Annotated in this window: 19 protein-coding genes; 5 read left to right on the top strand and 14 right to left on the bottom strand. The window is 39.8% G+C overall.

Annotation, left to right across the window (positions count from 1 at the left end; genetic code table 11):
- Window positions 1-2 precede the first annotated feature (2 nt).
- Together IQ236_RS04980 and IQ236_RS04975 are read left to right on the top strand one after the other, a co-directional pair.
- Window positions 3-1,055: a protein kinase domain-containing protein gene (locus tag IQ236_RS04980; RefSeq protein WP_193868243.1), complete on the top strand. Its 1,053-nt coding sequence runs from the start codon at window positions 3-5 to the stop codon at window positions 1,053-1,055.
- Window positions 1,056-1,068: 13 nt separating this feature from the next.
- Window positions 1,069-1,752, top strand: a complete 684-nt coding sequence (locus tag IQ236_RS04975) for a DUF1036 domain-containing protein (RefSeq protein WP_193868242.1) — start codon at window positions 1,069-1,071, stop codon at window positions 1,750-1,752.
- 108 nt (window positions 1,753-1,860) lie between these two features.
- Here the strand turns inward: IQ236_RS04975 and IQ236_RS04970 are convergent, their stop codons facing one another.
- From IQ236_RS04970 to IQ236_RS04940, 7 genes are all read right to left on the bottom strand, one after another.
- Complete coding sequence (locus IQ236_RS04970) at window positions 1,861-2,295, bottom strand: type II toxin-antitoxin system VapC family toxin (protein WP_193868241.1); 435 nt, start codon at window positions 2,293-2,295, stop codon at window positions 1,861-1,863.
- Window positions 2,296-2,300: 5 nt separating this feature from the next.
- Complete coding sequence (locus IQ236_RS04965) at window positions 2,301-2,666, bottom strand: type II toxin-antitoxin system HicB family antitoxin (protein WP_193868240.1); 366 nt, start codon at window positions 2,664-2,666, stop codon at window positions 2,301-2,303.
- A 354-nt stretch (window positions 2,667-3,020) separates the two neighbouring features.
- Window positions 3,021-4,604: a peptide ligase PGM1-related protein gene (locus IQ236_RS04960; protein ID WP_193868239.1), complete on the bottom strand. Its 1,584-nt coding sequence runs from the start codon at window positions 4,602-4,604 to the stop codon at window positions 3,021-3,023.
- 85 nt (window positions 4,605-4,689) lie between these two features.
- A complete protein-coding gene (locus IQ236_RS04955) occupies window positions 4,690-6,303 on the bottom strand; it encodes a glycosyltransferase family 39 protein (protein WP_193868238.1) in 1,614 nt (537 codons plus the stop codon).
- A 134-nt stretch (window positions 6,304-6,437) separates the two neighbouring features.
- Window positions 6,438-6,773, bottom strand: a complete 336-nt coding sequence (locus IQ236_RS04950) for a ribulose bisphosphate carboxylase small subunit (protein ID WP_190515958.1) — start codon at window positions 6,771-6,773, stop codon at window positions 6,438-6,440.
- Between the two features lie 54 nt (window positions 6,774-6,827).
- Entirely contained in the window at window positions 6,828-7,238 is a 411-nt protein-coding gene (gene rcbX, locus IQ236_RS04945; RefSeq protein WP_193868237.1) for a RuBisCO chaperone RbcX, read from the bottom strand.
- A 120-nt stretch (window positions 7,239-7,358) separates the two neighbouring features.
- Entirely contained in the window at window positions 7,359-8,789 is a 1,431-nt protein-coding gene (locus IQ236_RS04940) for a form I ribulose bisphosphate carboxylase large subunit (protein ID WP_190515954.1), read from the bottom strand.
- Window positions 8,790-9,491: 702 nt separating this feature from the next.
- Between IQ236_RS04940 and IQ236_RS04935 the strand changes: the two genes are divergently transcribed.
- The 3 genes from IQ236_RS04935 (at window position 9,492) to IQ236_RS04925 (ending at window position 13,261) form a co-directional block, all read left to right on the top strand.
- On the top strand, window positions 9,492-11,243 hold the full coding sequence (locus IQ236_RS04935; RefSeq protein ID WP_322744086.1) for a serine/threonine-protein kinase: 1,752 nt from the start codon (window positions 9,492-9,494) through the stop codon (window positions 11,241-11,243).
- Between the two features lie 88 nt (window positions 11,244-11,331).
- Window positions 11,332-12,210: a hypothetical protein gene (locus IQ236_RS04930; RefSeq protein ID WP_407676141.1), complete on the top strand. Its 879-nt coding sequence runs from the start codon at window positions 11,332-11,334 to the stop codon at window positions 12,208-12,210.
- 10 nt (window positions 12,211-12,220) lie between these two features.
- A complete protein-coding gene (locus tag IQ236_RS04925) occupies window positions 12,221-13,261 on the top strand; it encodes a HEAT repeat domain-containing protein (RefSeq protein ID WP_322744085.1) in 1,041 nt (346 codons plus the stop codon).
- A 42-nt stretch (window positions 13,262-13,303) separates the two neighbouring features.
- Here the strand turns inward: IQ236_RS04925 and IQ236_RS04920 are convergent, their stop codons facing one another.
- From IQ236_RS04920 to psaD, 7 genes are all read right to left on the bottom strand, one after another.
- Window positions 13,304-13,705 (bottom strand): type II toxin-antitoxin system VapC family toxin, encoded by a 402-nt coding sequence (locus tag IQ236_RS04920; protein ID WP_193868234.1) that lies wholly within the window; start codon window positions 13,703-13,705, stop codon window positions 13,304-13,306.
- Entirely contained in the window at window positions 13,693-13,914 is a 222-nt protein-coding gene (locus tag IQ236_RS04915) for a hypothetical protein (protein WP_193868233.1), read from the bottom strand. The genes IQ236_RS04920 and IQ236_RS04915 overlap by 13 nt, the downstream gene beginning before the upstream one ends.
- Before the next feature lie 145 nt (window positions 13,915-14,059).
- On the bottom strand, window positions 14,060-15,499 hold the full coding sequence (gene cysS, locus IQ236_RS04910) for a cysteine--tRNA ligase (RefSeq protein WP_193868232.1): 1,440 nt from the start codon (window positions 15,497-15,499) through the stop codon (window positions 14,060-14,062).
- 210 nt (window positions 15,500-15,709) lie between these two features.
- On the bottom strand, window positions 15,710-16,057 hold the full coding sequence (hisI, locus tag IQ236_RS04905; RefSeq protein WP_193868231.1) for a phosphoribosyl-AMP cyclohydrolase: 348 nt from the start codon (window positions 16,055-16,057) through the stop codon (window positions 15,710-15,712).
- Between the two features lie 27 nt (window positions 16,058-16,084).
- On the bottom strand, window positions 16,085-16,543 hold the full coding sequence (locus IQ236_RS04900; protein WP_193868230.1) for a SufE family protein: 459 nt from the start codon (window positions 16,541-16,543) through the stop codon (window positions 16,085-16,087).
- A 161-nt stretch (window positions 16,544-16,704) separates the two neighbouring features.
- Window positions 16,705-18,246 carry an anthranilate synthase component I gene (gene trpE, locus IQ236_RS04895; RefSeq protein ID WP_193868336.1) on the bottom strand — a complete coding sequence of 514 codons (1,542 nt, stop codon included), beginning with the start codon at window positions 18,244-18,246 and terminating at the stop codon, window positions 16,705-16,707.
- A gap of 107 nt (window positions 18,247-18,353) precedes the next feature.
- The gene (gene psaD / locus IQ236_RS04890; protein WP_193868229.1) at window positions 18,354-18,782 is read right to left on the bottom strand and encodes a photosystem I reaction center subunit II PsaD; all 429 of its coding nucleotides are present in this window, start codon (window positions 18,780-18,782) and stop codon (window positions 18,354-18,356) included.
- Window positions 18,783-18,898 lie beyond the last annotated feature (116 nt).

Genomic DNA, 18,898 nt, shown 5'->3' with positions numbered 1-18,898 from the left:
TTATGTCTTACAAAACAGGCGATGTTATTGGTAAATATACCGTCAGTCGTGATTTTGACAGTGCTAATGGTGGTCAGTGTCAATGGGGATTTGCAAAAGCGGGAGCAGAGGAGGTTTTTATTAAAAAGTTTTTAAGCCCTGTTTATCCTGGTACATCTGCACCAGGAAGTGAGAAAGGGAAACAAAAAAAACGAGATCAATGTGAAGCTTTTGAAAGAAAACAATTAGCGATGATGAAAGCTCTTTCGGCTTGTGGTGATGGCGGGTTAGTTGTCAGAACAATAGACTTTTTTAAACATGGTAATGAACATGGAAGCCATTACTTTAAAGTTTCTCAAAAAGTCGATACTAGCTCTTTATCTAATAAAGTTCATGAGTTAGAAATGAAAAATCGGCTGTTTGTGATGTTAACAGCAGCAGGAGCTTTAAAGATTCTTCATGGGAGTAAAATTATTCACCTTGATCTAAAACCCGATAATATTCTGATTCAGGAATGGGAAAATCGTTTAATCGCTAAGATTATTGATTTTGATAATAGTATATTAGAAGGAGAACCCACAACACCCGAATTTTTAGTGGGAGATCAAGTCTACTATTCACCAGAGTTTGCTGAATATATTAATACAGAAGGTAAAACTTCAGCACCCAATCAAAAATCTGATATTTTTTCCCTGGGTTTAATCTTTTGTCAATACTGGACTGGTTCACTCCCAACTTTTCCCAAGCGTTATCAATACGCTTATCAAACAGTTTCTAGTGGTCAAGAATTAACACTTCCTGAGTGTTTAACCCATGAAATTCCTCCACAAAGCCGTATCAATATTAGCAAAGGTTTGACGCGGAGTACCCCAAGTAAAATCTATTCTAATCCCACAGATCATAAAATCAAACTATTAATTGAAAAAATGTTGGTTTTAAAGCCAGAAAATCGCCTATCTATTGTAGAAGTTCATAAGATTTTACGACATCTTTATCATCATGATACCTTCCCAACAGATAGTACAGAAAGAAAAACGGATGGAACTCGAATTAAAACAAATTTAAGAAAAAATTGATTTTCAAATTCTTATGCCTCTTTATAAATGCCAGACTTGTACTCATGAGTTTAGAGTTGATGTATTACCTTTAGAATGTGATATTTGTGGAGGTAAAAATTTAATTGCTTTAGAAAAAAGTTCAAAATCTGTAAAAAAAACAATAATCTCTGATGCCAAAAAGAAGCAAAATAATTTTAGTAGATCTACAGCTATTCTTTTAGGAATGGCTTCTAGTTTGGTCTTCTTCATGGGTCTTAAGCTGGGTTTAGATAATAATAGACTTAACCTTAAGATTCAAAACCTTCAGCGAGAAAGAGATGAGTTACAAGCACAACTTGACCAATTACGTCAAACAACAATTGTTCGTTTTTGTAATCAAACTCGTGGCGAAACAATTAATCTTGCAGTCGGTTACTGGGATGGAAATAATGGAACAAAACTGCGAACAAAAGGATGGTTGACTATTTATCCGAGTAGATGTGAAGAGGTTGATCTAGGAAGAAGCTATACAGGTAATGTTTATATGTACGGACAAAGCGGAACTAGATTTTGGAATTCAAATTTGCCTGATTTATCTTTTTGTGTTCATAGCTTAAGAGAATTTGATTTTATCAATGCTAATCAAATGCCTTGTAACGAAATAGGCGAGAGAAAAGTTCAGATGAAAGTTTTTGCAGTAACTCCAGGTATAACGCTATGGAATTTAGAAGAATAATTTAACTAAAAGTTATTGTTTTAAAATTGCGATCGCGCTCACCCTAACTTACCCGAATCAGTAGAAAATGTTATAATAATCAAGATGGTAGGTACGCCATCGCATTCTTTAAACATCCCTATTTTCAATACTCCAATCTTCAAACTTCAACCCAGGAACTCGTTCAAAATCTTGTCGATTGCGTGTTACTAAAATTCCATTGTTTGCCATGACAAGAGCAGCAATGCGTAAATCTTGCGTACCAATCCGAATTTTTTGACGCAATAACTCAAAATAACAATGATAAGATTCTTGATCAAAATTTATCACATTAATAGTTTGATAATACTTTAAATTTTCTTCTAATCTTGCGTAAGCAAACAGAAGCTCATCAGCAGATTTTGCTTTTTTAATTTGGTTTAAACGTCCATAAAACTGTTCTTCTACTGTAACAATAGTAACTGCAATTTCTTCAGGATTAACTGTAATCACTCGTTGTGTTACAACAGGATGTTGTCGTTGAAATAAGGAAATATGATCAGTATCTAATATCCAAAAACTCACTTTTTCTACTCCTCTCCATCAAGTTGACGATAATATTCTTCGGTTTCAGCATCTCTTTCACGACGATAATCTTCAATATCTTTGAGCATCTCGTCAAAGTAGGGATCGTCTTTAAACATTCCTGCAAATTTCATCCAAGGATGTTCCGGTTTGGGTAGAGGAATTTCTAATTGCACAATTTCGCCTTGCTTCAAAATAGCATTAACTTGTTCTAATAATTGTTCTAGTGCTGCTTCTCGACTTGCACCTTTAGCCTTACAATCTAAACCCAATACTGTTACTATATATTCTTCATTCTGTTGTTGAATTAACACAGGATAAGTCAATTTGGCAATAGATAGAGATGACGATTGAATTAAGTTAGCGGTCATAGAACTATCCTTTTATAATCTAATTCAGTCTTATTATATACTATTTGAAGTTATAAAAAAGCTTTGAGTTACGCGAGTAACTGGGCTTTTAGGTCAGAAATTAGTGTTGAGATTGCATTCTTTAGGTCAGGATGTCACCGTTTTAGATCGTAACTTAATAATGCGCGATCGCTTACAACAATAATATCAACACATTCCTTAACATCTTCGATCATTTCTGGATGAATTCGGGGAGTCAACATTGGGAATTGAACTGAAATTGCTAGTCTTTATTTTGACATAAAATCCCCTAATCTGATCCTTTTCTCCTGCTTCGTGTCTTTGTACCTTTGTGGTTTATTAATCCCTTAACCCTCACGGAATAATAGGTATCCCCTTCGATAAAGAATCATTCTCCCAACTTCTAAAGGGATGAATTTCGGTTTCTTCATCAAGAACCGCCACAACTCGATCATAAATTTCCTGGGCGTGTTCAGGAGAATTGCCAATACAAGTTAACCCTAATTTTCCATAACGAGATAAACATCCCATTAAGTGAAAAACTGTTCCTGTTTCCGTACTATTATCAAAATGTAATTCATGATTAACGATAATATCCATTAAATCATTGGGTAATAAGCCTTGATAGCGTTCACTTTGTAAATTATCAGACGCAATATAAAATTTAGGACGAGATTGTTGACTATAAAATAGCCCGGTCTGTAAATCATAACGTCCATTGGTTAATAACTTTAATGTCATAAACGGATGGGTTGTGCCGCCTCGACGTAAGTTGATTTCTATTGCTTGTAAATCCCAGTGAGAACTATTAGGTTGATTCACCGCGATAAAATCCACACTAAAGCGTTCTAAAGCCCCTTTCTCTGCTAAATTTTGACCAATTTTTTCCCCCATTTCTTGTAATTGTAATCGATAAGCTTTTTGGGCGGGAAATCGGCATCCTTGAAAGACTTGACCATCAGGGCCACTTAAAATTTGATCATGGGTAGAAAGAACTTCAACCTTTCCATTGGGAAAAATTTCACACTGAACACTGGGAGATTCTTTAATTTCTCCTTCAATAAAGGCTTCTACAATTACCCCTAATTCAGAAATGCGATCGCTAAAAGTTTCCCAAGTTTCATCAGGGGCTTGAAACCTTAAATGATGCCAAGAATTTTTTAAAGTTTTTGCTCTTTCATGAGCAGTTAAATCTTGGAAAGGTCTTAAATCAAATAAAGCATTTCCTTCCCCTGAAAATCCCTGATTCAGTTTAATCACCATCCGTTTTAAAGTGGGTTGACGAGCCCATAATTCTAGGGCAACTTCTGTTAAATCTTCGGAATTCCAAACTAAAGGGCTGCCATCGGGATGAGGAATGCCCACTTCAGTAAAGATTTGCCGACTTCCACTTTTAGTTCCCCAATAATTTAAGTCAGGATCAACTCCAAATAAGGGGATATCTAATTGTACCGATAATTCTCGTTCTAAAGGTGTGGAATTAAAACAAACCATATAAGATTTATTCGGTCTTAAAACTTGATGAATTCGAGAAATTAAACGGGGACGTTCTAAAATTTTTTGGGTTAAGGGTTTAGGAGAGGTATCATAGGTTGAAAACAACAGTAAACGATCCCGAACATGGCTAAGGGGAATTCCGGGCATTAAATGTAAATAATAATCAATCACCGTCGGATGAACCGGTTGAGAAGACACATAAATCAACCGCATTTGAGGGTTGCGTAATCGAATTAAAGAAAAGAGTAATCGCTCCTCATATTGATGGGCACCTTGAACTTTTTCTAATTGATGGCTATCTAAACTCAGAGAGGGAATCACGACGACATCTTGATCTTTTAATTCCTGATAGCTTAAACTGTGAAACCGTTGGCGAAGTTGAGTTTGTAATTCTCGAAACCGTTGAACAGTGTTTGTATTGGAGTGAGGTAATCCATTCATAACCCTAGCCTGTTGAACCCGATATTACCATCTTAGTTTAGGGGATCAACGAGATAGAGGTTTTGAGAAAAATTGCAAAATTTTGTTACTTGAGTTCCCAGAGTTGGGTTTGTTGAGCAACCTTTTCTAGCTGATAGTTAGAAGTTTCAATCCTTTGGCGTAATTCTTGAGAGGGGTTGAGAACCAAAATTTTTGGCCCTACTGGGAGTAATAATAGATTCGGTTGAGAATTGACCATAAATAGTTTGATGTTGGGATTCAATTCGTAACTCAGCGAAATAATATTTCCTAAATTTGTATAATCAATTCCTTGATCCACGATGAGAGTAGCTGAGGGATTTTGATTCAAATAACGAGCCATTTGGGGAATTTCATGACTGGGAACTTGATGCCACCAGCTTTGAGAGTTGGCACTGAGCGTCATGGAAATAATACTCAAGGTAAACATTATTGCTAACAGTCCCCGCCAAAAAATCTCTCCATCAATTAAAGAAATTTTATTACTCTGAATGTGTGTAGAAAATAGATAAGCAACAGCTAATTGAACCGCAGGAAAACAAGGAATTAAAAATCGAGCTACTGCGGAACGTCCTCCCCCTAGCAGTACATCAGGTAAGGCTAAGATTAAAAAGGGAACGAAAATTGATGTCCAAATAAATAGGCGAGTTTGTCGATTTGTTTGCTGGCTAATTTGAAATAAGGCTACCAAAATTAACAGAAGAAATGGCAGTCTGAGTAAATACATCTGAATACTGTTGAAGTCAAAATTGATATCAACAAATAGACAGGTAAAACTCAAAATCCAAAACTTGAGTAAATTGAGTAAGCTCATGGAAGAACTTGACCAATTCGTAACATCTACAGCTTGTTGTAAATTATTGATTAAAATGATTAACCAAGGGCTATAAGCCAGGATAGCGATCGCAATTGCTGCTAAAAATTCTAACAACAAAGTAGAGAAAGGAAGTTTTTTCCTTCGGGAAAATGACGAGGAAGGTTCAAGACTCAATAATAGAATATAAGCGCCATGACCAATAATTGTTAACCCGAATAAAACATGGGTATAGAGTCCTAAAATACAAGCTAAACTATAGCCACCCCAAAATAAAGGATGTCGCCAACGGACAGCTTTGAGTAAGCAATAACTACTCACAATTACCATCAAAGTCAGTAAACTATATTGTCGGGCGGTTTGAGCAAATAAAATATCAAAGGGAGATAAAGCGAGAAAGGCTGTGGCGAGTAAAGCGGTTTGGGAAGATTGAAAGAGTTCCCAAGCCAATAAATACATAAACGGTAAGGATATTAAACTAATAAAAGCAGGTAAAAGACGAGAAGCCAGAATAGAATTACCCCCTACAAACATCCATCCTCGTGCCAATAAAAAGTAAAAGGGAGAATGTTGAGGATCTTCTGTGGCTAAAGAATTGAGGGTATCTAGGGGGGTACTCCCCGGTTTAAGTTGTTGATATTTCAGCAGATCAACGGGGGAAACCATGCGATTTTGATAGAATTCCTGGGTGAATTCTTCACGTGTATATCCCGCCGCCCGCAGGGTGGTATAAACCTCATCATGCCAATAAATTTTTCCATCTAATGCTACAAAGCGAAAGCTGACACCAACAACAATGGCAATAATTAAAAATAACGGCAGAATCTGAAGGCGAATTTTCTTAAAAATTTTTCTGGGATGGAACATAACATAGCTTTTGATTAAAAAAAGCAGGGAATTTCCCTGCCTAAATTTGGCTCAAATTCTAAACAATTTTAAGCAAAGGATAAGTTAGGGACTTCGGAATCTAGTTCTAACTCATCCAGTCTTAAGACTTAATCTTAGTACAGAGAAGTAGAAGGTTTGTGAACAATGAAGCTTAACACTTGGCACTGTTTCACGTTGTCAAAACCCATGACGCGAATAAAAGATTTGGAATATTCTTGGCGGCAAGCTTGAACTTCACCTAAGACTTCTTGGGCGGTAGAAGCATTGAACAAAGGTAGTTTCCACAGTGTCCAATAGTGTTGGGTGGGTTCAGAAGAGTCGCTAAATTCCACACCGGGGATATATCCTTGATCCAGAATATATTGGACTTGCTTGACGATTTGAGCATCGGTCAAGGGGGGCAGATAGGATAAAGTTTCAAAACGACGTTCTTTGGGTAATGTCCGCATTGTTGTTTCTGAAGTTCAGTCCACTAAAGGTTTACAGGCAATGGCAATCAAGCCTTAACTCACCGAAGCATCGGGGTTTGGTTCTGAGTCGGTTTGCAATTGAGTCTCTGGGTTAGGTTCAACACTACTCAGTTGCGTAATTCGTTCTAAATACTGACGCCGAAAATCCATATTGGCTTTTTGAATATTGTCACGAACCATTTCCGGTAAATAATCAGCGACTTCCTGCACCAGATGGTCTCGCACCGTCATAATGCGAAAAGCCATTTCCTGATTTTCTTGAAGCATTTCCTGTAGATAAGCTTCTCCGTCCTGAATTTTACCCGTTGAGGAAAATCCACTCAGCCAAATTGCTTGTCCAGGGTTCGTTTCCCGTAATTGATTCGTAATAATCCTAACAGCCTGATAGGTCAGGTAGCTTGCCAGCACCTTTGATGTTTCTTTCGCAACTTGTTTGATATCCATAGGCTGACCTAACCCTCTTGATTGTGGATTTAGATTTTAGATTTTGGATTGAGTTGTAACCACAACTGACTTGATTTGTCAAGTCTGACCCAAAATCCAAAATCCTGAATCTCCAATCAATTAGACGGTATCCATCGACTCGAATTCAAACTTGATTTCTTTCCAGAGTTCGCAAGCAACAGCCAGTTCAGGAGACCATTTGCAAGCTTCACGGATGACGTCGCCGCCTTCACGGAACAGGTTACGGCCTTCGTTACGCGCTTGGATACAAGCTTCCAGAGCCACACGGTTCGCGGTTGCACCGGGAGCATTACCCCAAGGGTGTCCGAGGGTTCCACCACCGAACTGTAAGCAAGAGTCATCGCCGAAGATTTCCACCAGGGCGGGCATATGCCAAACGTGAATCCCACCGGACGCAACGGGCATAACACCAGGCATAGAAGCCCAATCTTGGGTAAAGTAGATCCCACGAGCGCGATCAAGTTCCACGTGGTCTTCGCGCATCAAGTCAACGAAGCCCATGGTGATGCCTTTTTCGCCTTCGAGTTTACCGACGACGGTACCGGAGTGCAGGTGGTCTCCACCAGACATCCGTAAGCATTTGGCTAACACGCGGAAGTGAATCCCGTGATTTTTCTGACGGTCAATAACCGCGTGCATGGCGCGGTGGATGTGGAGCAGCAGCCCATTGCTACGGCACCATTTAGCTAAACTGGTGTTAGCGGTGAAACCACCCGTCAGGAAGTCGTGCATGATGATGGGGGTTTTGATTTCTTTGGCGAATTCAGCCCGTTCCATCATTTCTTCAGAGGTGGGGGCGGTCACGTTTAAGTAGTGGCCTTTGATTTCCCCGGTTTCAGCCTGAGCTTTTTCGATGGCTTCTTGAACGAACAGGAAGCGATCGCGCCAACGCATGAAGGGCTGAGAGTTGATGTTTTCGTCGTCTTTGGTGAAGTCTAAACCACCGCGTAAGCACTCATAAACGGCGCGGCCATAGTTTTTGGCAGACAGACCGAGTTTGGGCTTAATGGTACAGCCGAGCAGAGGACGACCGTATTTGTTTAATTTATCGCGCTCAACGGTAATCCCGTGAGGAGGCCCTTGGAAGGTTTTCAGGTAAGCAATGGGAATCCGTAAGTCTTCTAAACGCAGGGCGCGCAGAGCTTTGAAGCCGAAAACGTTACCAACTAAAGAGGTCAGTAAGTTGGTGACAGACCCTTCTTCAAACAGATCCAGAGGATAGGCGATGTAGCAAATATATTGGTTATCTTCACCAGGAACGGGCTCGACTTCATAGCAACGACCTTTGTAACGATCAAGGTCGGTCAGTAAGTCTGTCCATACCGTTGTCCAGGTTCCGGTAGAGGATTCGGCAGCTACCGCAGCACCCGCTTCTTCGGGGGGAACTCCAGGTTGAGGCGTGACCCGAAAGGCAGCCAGAACATCTGTATCTTTTGGTGTATAGTCGGGCGTGTAATAGGTCAGTTTATAGTCCTGTACACCAGCTTTATAGCCAGATTTGGACTTGCTTTGTGTTTGAGAGTAAGACATATCTCCCTTAAATCTCCCTTCGTGAGGAATCGCTTATTTTATGCGCTGATTGGCAATTGATTAAAATAGTATCAAGAAATGAGTCATTGCAACCTTGAATCTTTTTAATATTTTCATAACATTTGTTTATATTTCTTCGGATATTGCCATATTCTCTTCAGATTCCAGTAAATTTTTTAGTCTCTTTACCACTAAGATGACACTTTTTATATTAAGTGTTATTAAATTAATTCTGTCAACTCGAATAAGTTATTTTACTTAAACTTTTCCGGCGTTGAGACTGCATATTTGAAGCCTTCTGTCAAGCCCAACATCATGATCCCCGATGGAGAGCCTAAATATTTCCCCCAGGGAGAACATCTAAGAAGTATTTCCCGGTTTACCCTAGGATTTCAACGATAGTCTTCCCAGTTTGGCGATTTCCCCTGACATCTTTTTTCTCCCTCCAAATTCAGATCCGTCCCTAACGCCTAGTTTCAGCTTTCTTGAGTCTGAGTCCGTTAGTCCCATGCTAGATTAATAGCATATCATCTATAGTAAATTAACTAACAATTGATTTTAATCAATTCACCCAAAACTGGGTTTTGCGTAGAACTCTTCGTTAAGATTGTTGTTATAGCTGTTGACCGTTGACGGTTGCCCATTACCTATTCCCTCTTACCCACTGATAACTGATCACTGATCACTGATAACTGATTCATTGTGAAGTCACCCACTATCCACTGTATTAATCCCCACTGTTCCCATCCCTCCCACCAACCTTGGGGGAACAAATTTTGTCAGAGTTGTGGAGCTCCCCTACAACTGAACCAACGTTATATTCCCCTCCATCATTTAGGAAGTGGCGGGTTTTCCCGACTTTATACCGTTTGGGATCTCAAAACCCAAACCGAAAAAGTCCTCAAAGTTCTGATTGAACCTTCTCCCAAAGCCTTAGAACTGTTTGAACAGGAGGCGGCGGTTTTAGCTCAGTTACGCCATTCTGGAGTTCCCAGAGTTGAAGGAGATGGCTATTTTTATTTAAAAAAACGCAATGGGAACGATGGCCATCTCCCCTGTTTAGTCATGGAAAAAATTCATGGCCCGACGTTACAGGAAATTTTGAACCAATACCCCCAAGGTTGTCCCGAAGACTGGGTGCTCAGTTGGTTATCCCAAGCTTTGGAAATTTTACGCGAGTTACATAGCTATCAAATTATTCATCGAGACATTAAACCCTCGAACTTGATGTTACGCATGACTCCCCATCAACCCTTGAGTACCACTCAAGTTTGGCAAACCCAACTGGTGATGATTGACTTTGGCGGCGCTAAACAAATTGGAAATCGGGTACATGGCGATCGCGAAAATACCCCCCGCAGTACCACCCGCCTCGTGTCCGCCGGATACAGTCCCCCAGAACAGGTGATGGGGGCAATGGTGGGGCCAGCAACGGATTTTTATGCCTTGGGACGCACTTGTATTCATTTATTAACGGGTCAATTTCCAGGGGAATTAGAAGATGGGTTAACAACGGAATTACATTGGCGACAAAAAGTTCAAGTCAGTTCTGGGTTTGCTAATTTATTAGATCGCATGGTTCAACTCGATCCCCGTCAACGTCCCCAAAGTGCGACGGAAATTCAAACAGATATCTTTAGAATTGTTCGACAGAAAAAACGTCCTCGACGGATGATGTCGTCTCATCAACAATTACTAGACCGCATCAAAACCACATTAATTCAATGGGATCGCGGATTAATTCAACTGGTTTTAGGACTGGGAAAATTAACCCTCCATTGTGTTCGGGGAGTCGTAGAAACGAGTTGGGAAATGGCATTAGCCGTGATTGGATCTATGATTGGAACTGTCATTGGATCAATGTTTGTTTATTTTTCGGGGTTGGGAGAAATAATCACTGTTTTTTTAGCCCAAGAATTACCTCAACTTTTGCCCAATGTCCCCCTAACTTTAGGCGCGGAAATATTAGTTTGGGGATTAGCGGGATTAGGAACTGGAATTGGTTTAACAGATGCAGGAGGATTTGATCAACGTCGCCGTTATCCGTTAGCCGGAATTATGGGACTATTAGGGTATATTGTGGGGGGAGCCAGTGGAGAATTAATTAATCGTTTAGGAAATATAGGACTTCACGGAAGGGAATTAGAACTTTTAAATCAACTTCCTTTAGGAATAGCGGCGATATTAGTAACATTAGGTTTAGGATTACGCAGTGATCAACTGTTTCAAGGAATTTGTGTTTTATTAACCGTCATAACTTTATTTTTAGGTTTCAATCAATTTGATCTTCTTCCTCAAGAGCTATTAAAGTTTCCCACTGGAATGCAACAGCCTGATTTACCTCAATTTTGGCAAAGTTTAGGTTTTATGGCGTTACTCAGTGGTACAACTGCCTTTTCTCTGGGAATCACTCACTATTTCATCCTTCCCATATTTCGTTGGTTAAATCGCTAATTCCCCGTTTTCCCTCAAAAACAACTGTCGCACAGTCATTTTTTTTGTTAAAATAATATCATAGAATTATTTAGAATAATTTTTGAATATGTTATTTGAAACTTTAGGCACTTTAGGCACGGCAATAGCACCTTGGTTAGGGGAATGGGGAGCAGTAAAAATCGCAAGTGGTATTCTGAAGAATATTTGCAGTCAATTAAATCCCCAGGAGATTGAAAAAGCCTTAAAAGTGGCGATTACTGTAGCAGATCAACACTGTGATCAGTTATTTGGTCAGAGTGATAAGCGGTTTAAACGTAAATTTTTAGATCAATATTTTCAGAGAAGAGAAGTTTTAGAAGAATTGCAAAAACCTCTAGTTAATCAGGGGATTAATCTGGATTTACTGGTTTTTGCTTTTAAAGAAACGGTTAACAATAATAATCCCGATAGAAATAATCGAATTAATCGAGAATTTATTCAGCCTTGGTTAGAACTATTTAAAACAGAATATTTTAAACAAATTGGTAATTTAACCTTTCAGTATGCTAAGGCTGTTTATCTTAAACAATTAGCAAACTGGTATGATGATGTTAAGTTTGTGGGGATTGATGTTAGAGGACAGGAAGACGATAAATCCGAAAAGCTAGCTAAAATTTTTGTGATGCAAGATGTCAAAGAAGAGAAAAAAGAACGTTATGGGAGTTTGAGGGAAGCTGATTTTTTAGAATTAGGCGATCGCGGAAACCGTCAAGGGGAATTATCCCGACAACAACGGCAATGGACAGATTTAGAAAGTTATGCAGGGAACCCTTTTTCAGCTAAGGATTTATTAACGAAAAATCAAGCGAAGAAAGTTGTCATTTTGGGTGCGCCCGGTTCAGGAAAAACCACTTTATTAAGCTATTTTTCCGTTATTATCGCTCAAAATCAATCGGAATTATTAGGCTTAAATTCCGAATTTGATTGGCTACCGATTTTGATATAGTGATGATGAGGTGCGTGTGAATGCAGCATCGGCATTAGGCAACTTAGGGAATGCTTCGGAAACAGTGATTGAGGCTTTGCTTAAGGCTTTGTCCGATAGCAATCATTTGGTGCGTGTGAATGCAGCAGAGGCATTAGGCAGCTTAGGGAATGCTTCGGAAACAGTAATTGAGGCTTTGCTTCAAGCTTTTTCCGATAGCAATCATTTGGTGCGTGTGAATGCAGCATTGGTATTAGGCAAGTTAGGGAATGTTTCGGAAACAGTAATTGAGGCTTTGCTTCAAGCTTTTTCCGATAGCAATCATTTGGTGCGTTGGAATGCAGCATTGGCATTAAGCCGGTTAGAGAATGCTTCAGAAACAGTAATTGAGGCTTTGCTTCAAGCTTTTTCCGGTAGTAATGATGGGGTGCGTCGGAATGCAGTAATAACATTAGGCAAGTTAGGGAATGCTTCAGAAACAGTAATTGAGGCTTTGCTTCAAGCTTTTTCCGGTAGTAATGATGGGGTGCGTCGGAATGCAGTATTGGCATTAGCTAACTTAAGCCATGCTTCAGAAACAGTAATTGAGGCTTTGCTTAACGCTTTATTCGATAGTGATGATGGGGTGCGTCGGAATGCAGTAATAGCATTAGGCAAGTTAGGAAATGCTTCAGAAACAGTAATAGAGGCTTTGCTTAACGCTTTGTCGGATAGTGATAATTCGGTGCGTAATAGTGCAGTAACGGCATTAGGCAAGTTAGGAAATACTTCAGAAACAGTAATTGAGGCTTTATTTAATGCTTTGTCCGATAGCGAGGGTTTTGTGCGTGTAGAGGTAGCACAGGCATTAGGCAAGTTAGGAAATGCTTCAGAAACAGTAATTGCAGCTTTGCTTGAAGCTTTGTCCGATAGTGAGGGTAGTGTGCGTGGGAATGCAGCAGAGGCATTAGGCAAGTTAGGTAAGCAATCCGATCAAGTTAAGCCGTTGGTGGTAGAGTGGATTCAACAACATGAAGATTCTGAATTTGTTGGGTGGGGTATTGATGCGTTGTGGGATTTGGTGAATGGTTAATTGTGTATTAGAGTTATTGCAGAATTTTATGGAACTTCTCGGCTATTTCATCAAGTAGGGATCGAGTTCTGAATATTGAGAGAACACACTATCAATACTGGCTAAATTTGCTTGATAAACTAACGCTGTAGCTATAATAATTCGATCAAAAGGATCTTTATGAATCGGTGACAAATTGACGGCGCTAGAGGCAATTTCAGGGGTTAAGGGAAATAACATGATGTCTGATGGGGTCAAAGCTTCTTCACACCATTCTTTTGCAGGACACGATAATTGCAGTCTGCCTCGTTTTTCAGCCAGTGCGATTTCAAAACAAGATACAGGAGAAACCCCCACCTGATTAGCAGTTTCTATTTTGTCTCGCCATTGGTCAGGAAAGCGATCAAATTCCCGATTAATCCACCACAACCAAATATGAGTATCGAGAACAATTATTTCAGACATTCCCAATCTTCTTCATCGATAATAGGGCTAATAATATCTCCTAAAATTTTAGCTTTACCAGCTATCAAAGCAGAAGGAATCCGACGCTTTAGGGGGATTTTTGTTTCTTCTAACACGGTTACAATAATACGCGCTGAAGTAACTTGAGGTTGTTCTGATAACCATTTCACCTGACCGTTTTCATAAATTGCTTCATAACTTTTTAACATGATCATCTCCTTTGGTTTTGATAGGGAACAGGGAACAGGGAACAGGGAACAGAAGGAAAAAGCCTAAAAAGTAAGAAGAGTTTAAGCAATTAACACTATCCTAAGAAGTATTATATATCCTAGAACCCTGCTCAATTCACCTTAATTAACGATGCCAGATGGTTTTGTTTCCGGGTTGATCAATTAAGGTAATCCCTAACCCTTTTAATTCATCTCGAATGCGATCGCTTTCGGCAAAATTCTTAGCTTTTTTCGCCTCTAACCGTTGCTGAACTAACGCTTCAATCTCACTATCACTCAATCCTAACTCCTGACTTTCCTCTGGTTTTGCTTCTAACCCTAACACTGTTGTTAATTCCACTAAGGTTTGCCAATATTTTTGTAGGGTTTCCGGTGAGGTTTCTGGGGTTCCGCCATGTACTAAAATATTGCGATCGCGTTTTAATTCTTTGGCTAATTCAAACACAACCGCTAACCCTTCCGGTGTATTAATATCATCATCCATTGACGTTTTAAACCGTTCAATAGCATCTTGATCAATCAATGTTTTCTGAAGATCAAACCCTAATTTATCTCCATATTCATGATTAAATAACAAGGCTTCTTTGATGGTATTCCAGCTATTTTCAGCAGATGCGATCGCTTCATCGGTAAAATCCAAAGGTTTACGATAATGAGCTTGTAACACAAATAAACGCACCACCATTGGATCAAGCGGCGTATCTAATAAACCTCGAATTGTTGTGAAATTTCCCAGGGATTTTGACATTTTTTCCCCACTCACCCGCACCATCCCATTGTGCATCCAATACCGAGATAAAGGTTGATGGGTTGCGGCTTCCGACTGGGCAATTTCATTTTCATGATGGGGGAAAACTAAATCACCACCACCGCTATGAATATCAATGGTATTTCCTAATATTGATTTTACCATTGCAGAGCATTCAATATGCCATCCAGGGCGACCATTTCCCCAAGGAGATTCCCACGCAGGTTCGCCTAATTTTGCGGCTTTCCAGAGGGCAAAATCCGAGGGATCTTTTTTCTTGATCGCTTCAGGATCGGATAAAGAAACCCGTCCCCCCGCGCCTGCTTGTAGTTGTTCCTGTTGTCGTCCTGATAATTTTCCATACTCAGGAAACTGATTGACACTATAGTAAACATCCCCATCTACTGCATAAGCAACTCCTTGTTTTTCTAATTCTTGAATTAGTTGAATAATTTGGGGGATATGTTCAGTTACGCGGGGATAATTATCGGCATCTTTAATATTTAATCGTCGAATATCTTCAAAATAAGCTTGAATATATTTCTCGGAAACTTCCTGCATGGTCGCGCCTTCTAATTTGGCACGATTGAGAATTTTATCATCAATATCCGTAAAATTCTGAATATAATTAACTTGATATCCTACATATTCTAAATAGCGTCTAACGGTATCCCAGACAATATAGGATCTAGCATGACCTAAATGACAATAATCATAAACCGTCACCCCACAGCAATACATTTTTACTGTCCCGGTTTCTAACGGTTGAAAATCTTCTTTTTGACGAGTTTGAGTATTATAAAGTTTGATTACCATGTTTAATCAGTTATCAGTTATCAGTTATCAGTTATCAGTTGACAGTTATCAGTTATTAGTGATGAGTAATCAATTATCAGTTGAACAGTCCTTAGTAGTTAGTTGTTAGTTTTGAGTTTAAAATTAATCGTTATCACTTGCCAACGGTTAACAATTTACTCAATGTTGACTGTTTATCCTCGAACTGATAACTCTTACACTGATAACTGATTACTGATAACTGATTTTTGCTTCTGTAAAAAAACAACTTCTTGCGCCTGTATGACAAGCGATATTGCCAATTTGTTCTATTTTTAATAATAAAGTATCGGCATCACAATCATAATATAAAGATTTAAGTTTTTGAATATGTCCTGATGTGGCTCCTTTGTGCCATAATTCTGAACGAGAACGACTCCAATAGTGAACTTCTTGGGTTTCTAGGGTTTTTTGAATCGATTCTTTATTCATCCAAGCCATCATTAATACGGTTCCATCTTCTGCATCTTGAGCGATCGCAGGAATTAACCCTTGATCATTAAATTTTAAGGCTTCTATCCACAAATAATCTTGATTCATTGCTCGGTTAAATTGTCAAGTATTTTTTCAGATTCCTGACCCTTCAGAATTAAAATTCGGATCACAGGTAACGGCTTTTTTCTTCAGGGTTTGGAAAATATTGAAAAAGCCGTTAGCGCGAGAGGGTGTTAAACTCGCTTGTAATCCTGTTTCTTGAATAAAATCCGGTTGAAGTTGATCAATTTCTGGGGGGGTGAGTCCGTTCATTCCCATAATTAAAAAAGCAACTAATCCTTTGGTTAATTGAGAATCAGACTCTCCTTGAAATTGAACTTTTCCCTGTTCATCTAAGTCAGCAATCACATAAACCTGGGACACACAACCGGGGACTTTATTATCAGGAATTTTCTGATCTTCTGGAAAGGGGGGAAGTTTTTGGGCGATGGTAATTAATTGTTCATAACGCAATTTATTAGATGAGGCGCGCTTAAAACGCTGTACCATCCGTTCTAAAGTAGGGGGTAAAGGGGTTGCAGTGGAAGACATGATCCAAAACGATACAATTTCTCCCTAAGTTTAGCAGGTGTTGGCAATAATCAGTTATCAGTGTAGAGACGAGCCATGGCACGTCTGTATCAGTTATCAGTCAGCCGCAATCGATAATAGGGAATAGGAAAAGCATTCCCTATTATATCAACAGTCAATTCTCAACCTTTTAAACACCGAATGGCTTCTAATAACCCCCGTGCTTTATTCAGGGTTTCTTCATATTCTTTTTGAGGTTGGGAGTCGGCGACAATACCCGCACCCGCTTGAACACTAACTTGATGTTGATTTTCACCTTGATTTTCAACAATCATGGTGCGTATGGTAATGGCACTATTGAGTTGTCCTTCAAAATCATAGTAACCATAAACCCCAGAATAGGGCCCACGGCGACAGCCTTCTAACTCATGAATAATTTCCATCGCCCGAATTTTAGGGGCTCCGCTAACTGTCCCAGCAGGAAAACAAGCTTTTAACAGATCCCAGGCGGTTTTAGTATCCGCTAATTCTCCAATCACATTACTAACAATGTGCATAACATGGGAATAGCGTTCAATGACCATTAATTCATCAACTTTAACCGTCCCCATCCGACAAACTCGCCCTAAATCATTGCGTCCCAAATCGACTAACATAATGTGTTCCGCGACTTCTTTGGGATCTTGCAATAAATCTTTTCCTAAAGCTTGATCTTCTTGATAGGTTTGACCTCGGCGACGGGTTCCCGCAATGGGACGGACAGTAGTAATTAATTTTCCGTCGGGATTTTTTTCGGCTTTTACCATCACTTCAGGACTGGAACCAATTAATTGCCAATCTCCAAAGTTAAAATAAGCCATATAGGGAGACGGGTTAATTAACCGTAAAGAACGATATAGGGAAAAGGGAGCACCGGAATATTCTGTGGTTAACCGTTGAGATAAAACCACTTGAAAAATATCTCCGGCTTTAATATATTGTTTACCCTTTTCTACATTGGCGCAAAATTGATCTTCAGAAACATTACTTTTATAGGTTAATAGCGGTTGATGATCGGGGGGAGTCCATTCTAAAAGGGTGTTTTCTGGGGATAATGGGGATTGTAATTTAGTCACTAATTGTTGAACGCGATCGCAAGCTTGTTGATAGGCGGTTTCTAAATCGGTATTGCGAGTATCTGCGTAGGCGATCGCCCAAATTTTACGTTTAACTTGATCAAAGATTAATAACTGATCAACCTGCATCCATAACCCATCGGGTAAATCATCAGAATTCGGGGAATAAACAGGAACACGGGACTCGATCCACTGCATTAATTCATACCCCCAAAACCCAAAGAGTCCCCCAATTCCGGGCGGGAGTTGAGGTAATTTTACCGGATGATAAGGTTCTAAACAGGCTTCTAACGCTTTGAAGGGATCGCCTGTAAATTCTTGAATTGTTCCATCTCGCCATTTTTGCACGGTGCGATAGCCTTCGGCTGGGCGGAGCCCATCGCCTTTGGCTTCTAAAATCCAAACTGGATCACAGCCTAAGAAACTATAACGTCCGATTTTTTCGCCACCTTCAACGGACTCTAACAAAAAATTATAGGGTTGATCCGCACAAACCCGATACCATGCAGAAACCGGAGTATCTAAATCAGCCACCCATTCTTGATAGACCGGAATAAAATTTCCTGTGGAAGCGCGTTGAGCAAATTGGGAAAAATCTGGAAAAATCATGGCGACTAATAGCGAACAATAAAAAACAAAAGGATGAAGGTGAGAATAAACCATCCTTCATCCTAATATGTTTATGGGCATTGCGCCCTGGAATTACTTAAAGCGTTTTAAACGTCAGAGGTAGATTTACCTGTAAATTTGACTTTAGCCGGATCAACGTTGCTACCGATATTGTGAGCAACGCCATTGACGGCTTCACGTCCTTCGTTGACTTTTTCAGGGAAAACGCCATCTTTGGGATGCAGATATTGAGTTTCGCCGTTAGGGAAAACGCGATAGATTTTATAGTTGTCTATTCTGGGTTTGAATTTTGACCGCAGTTGAGCACCTAAAGCTAGACACTGTTCTTTGCGGGCTAAATACAAAAGGTTGTCCCCTTCGTTCATAATGGCCGCACCGCCTGTGGGCATTTCAAACACCTGTTCTTTGGTGCTAGTCCAGGTGATTGCATATTTTTCTTCCACTTGGGCTTTTGTTAATAACCCACCGGTGCTGCCGCCGAACTTGGGTGGTTGTCCAGTCAGTGTTTCTGCCATAGAAATATCACTCAAATCATGTTTTTACGGAATCGTAACATTGATGTTGCCCTTGTCTGTAGTTGTCGTAAAGAACCGTTACAGAAGAAGAGGGGGAGACGGGGGGACAGGGGGAC

The sequence above is a fragment of the Planktothrix mougeotii LEGE 06226 genome (genome assembly GCF_015207485.1).
Classification (GTDB): Bacteria; Cyanobacteriota; Cyanobacteriia; order Cyanobacteriales; family Microcoleaceae; genus Planktothrix.
This window is presented reverse-complemented; position numbering and strand designations above follow the sequence as displayed.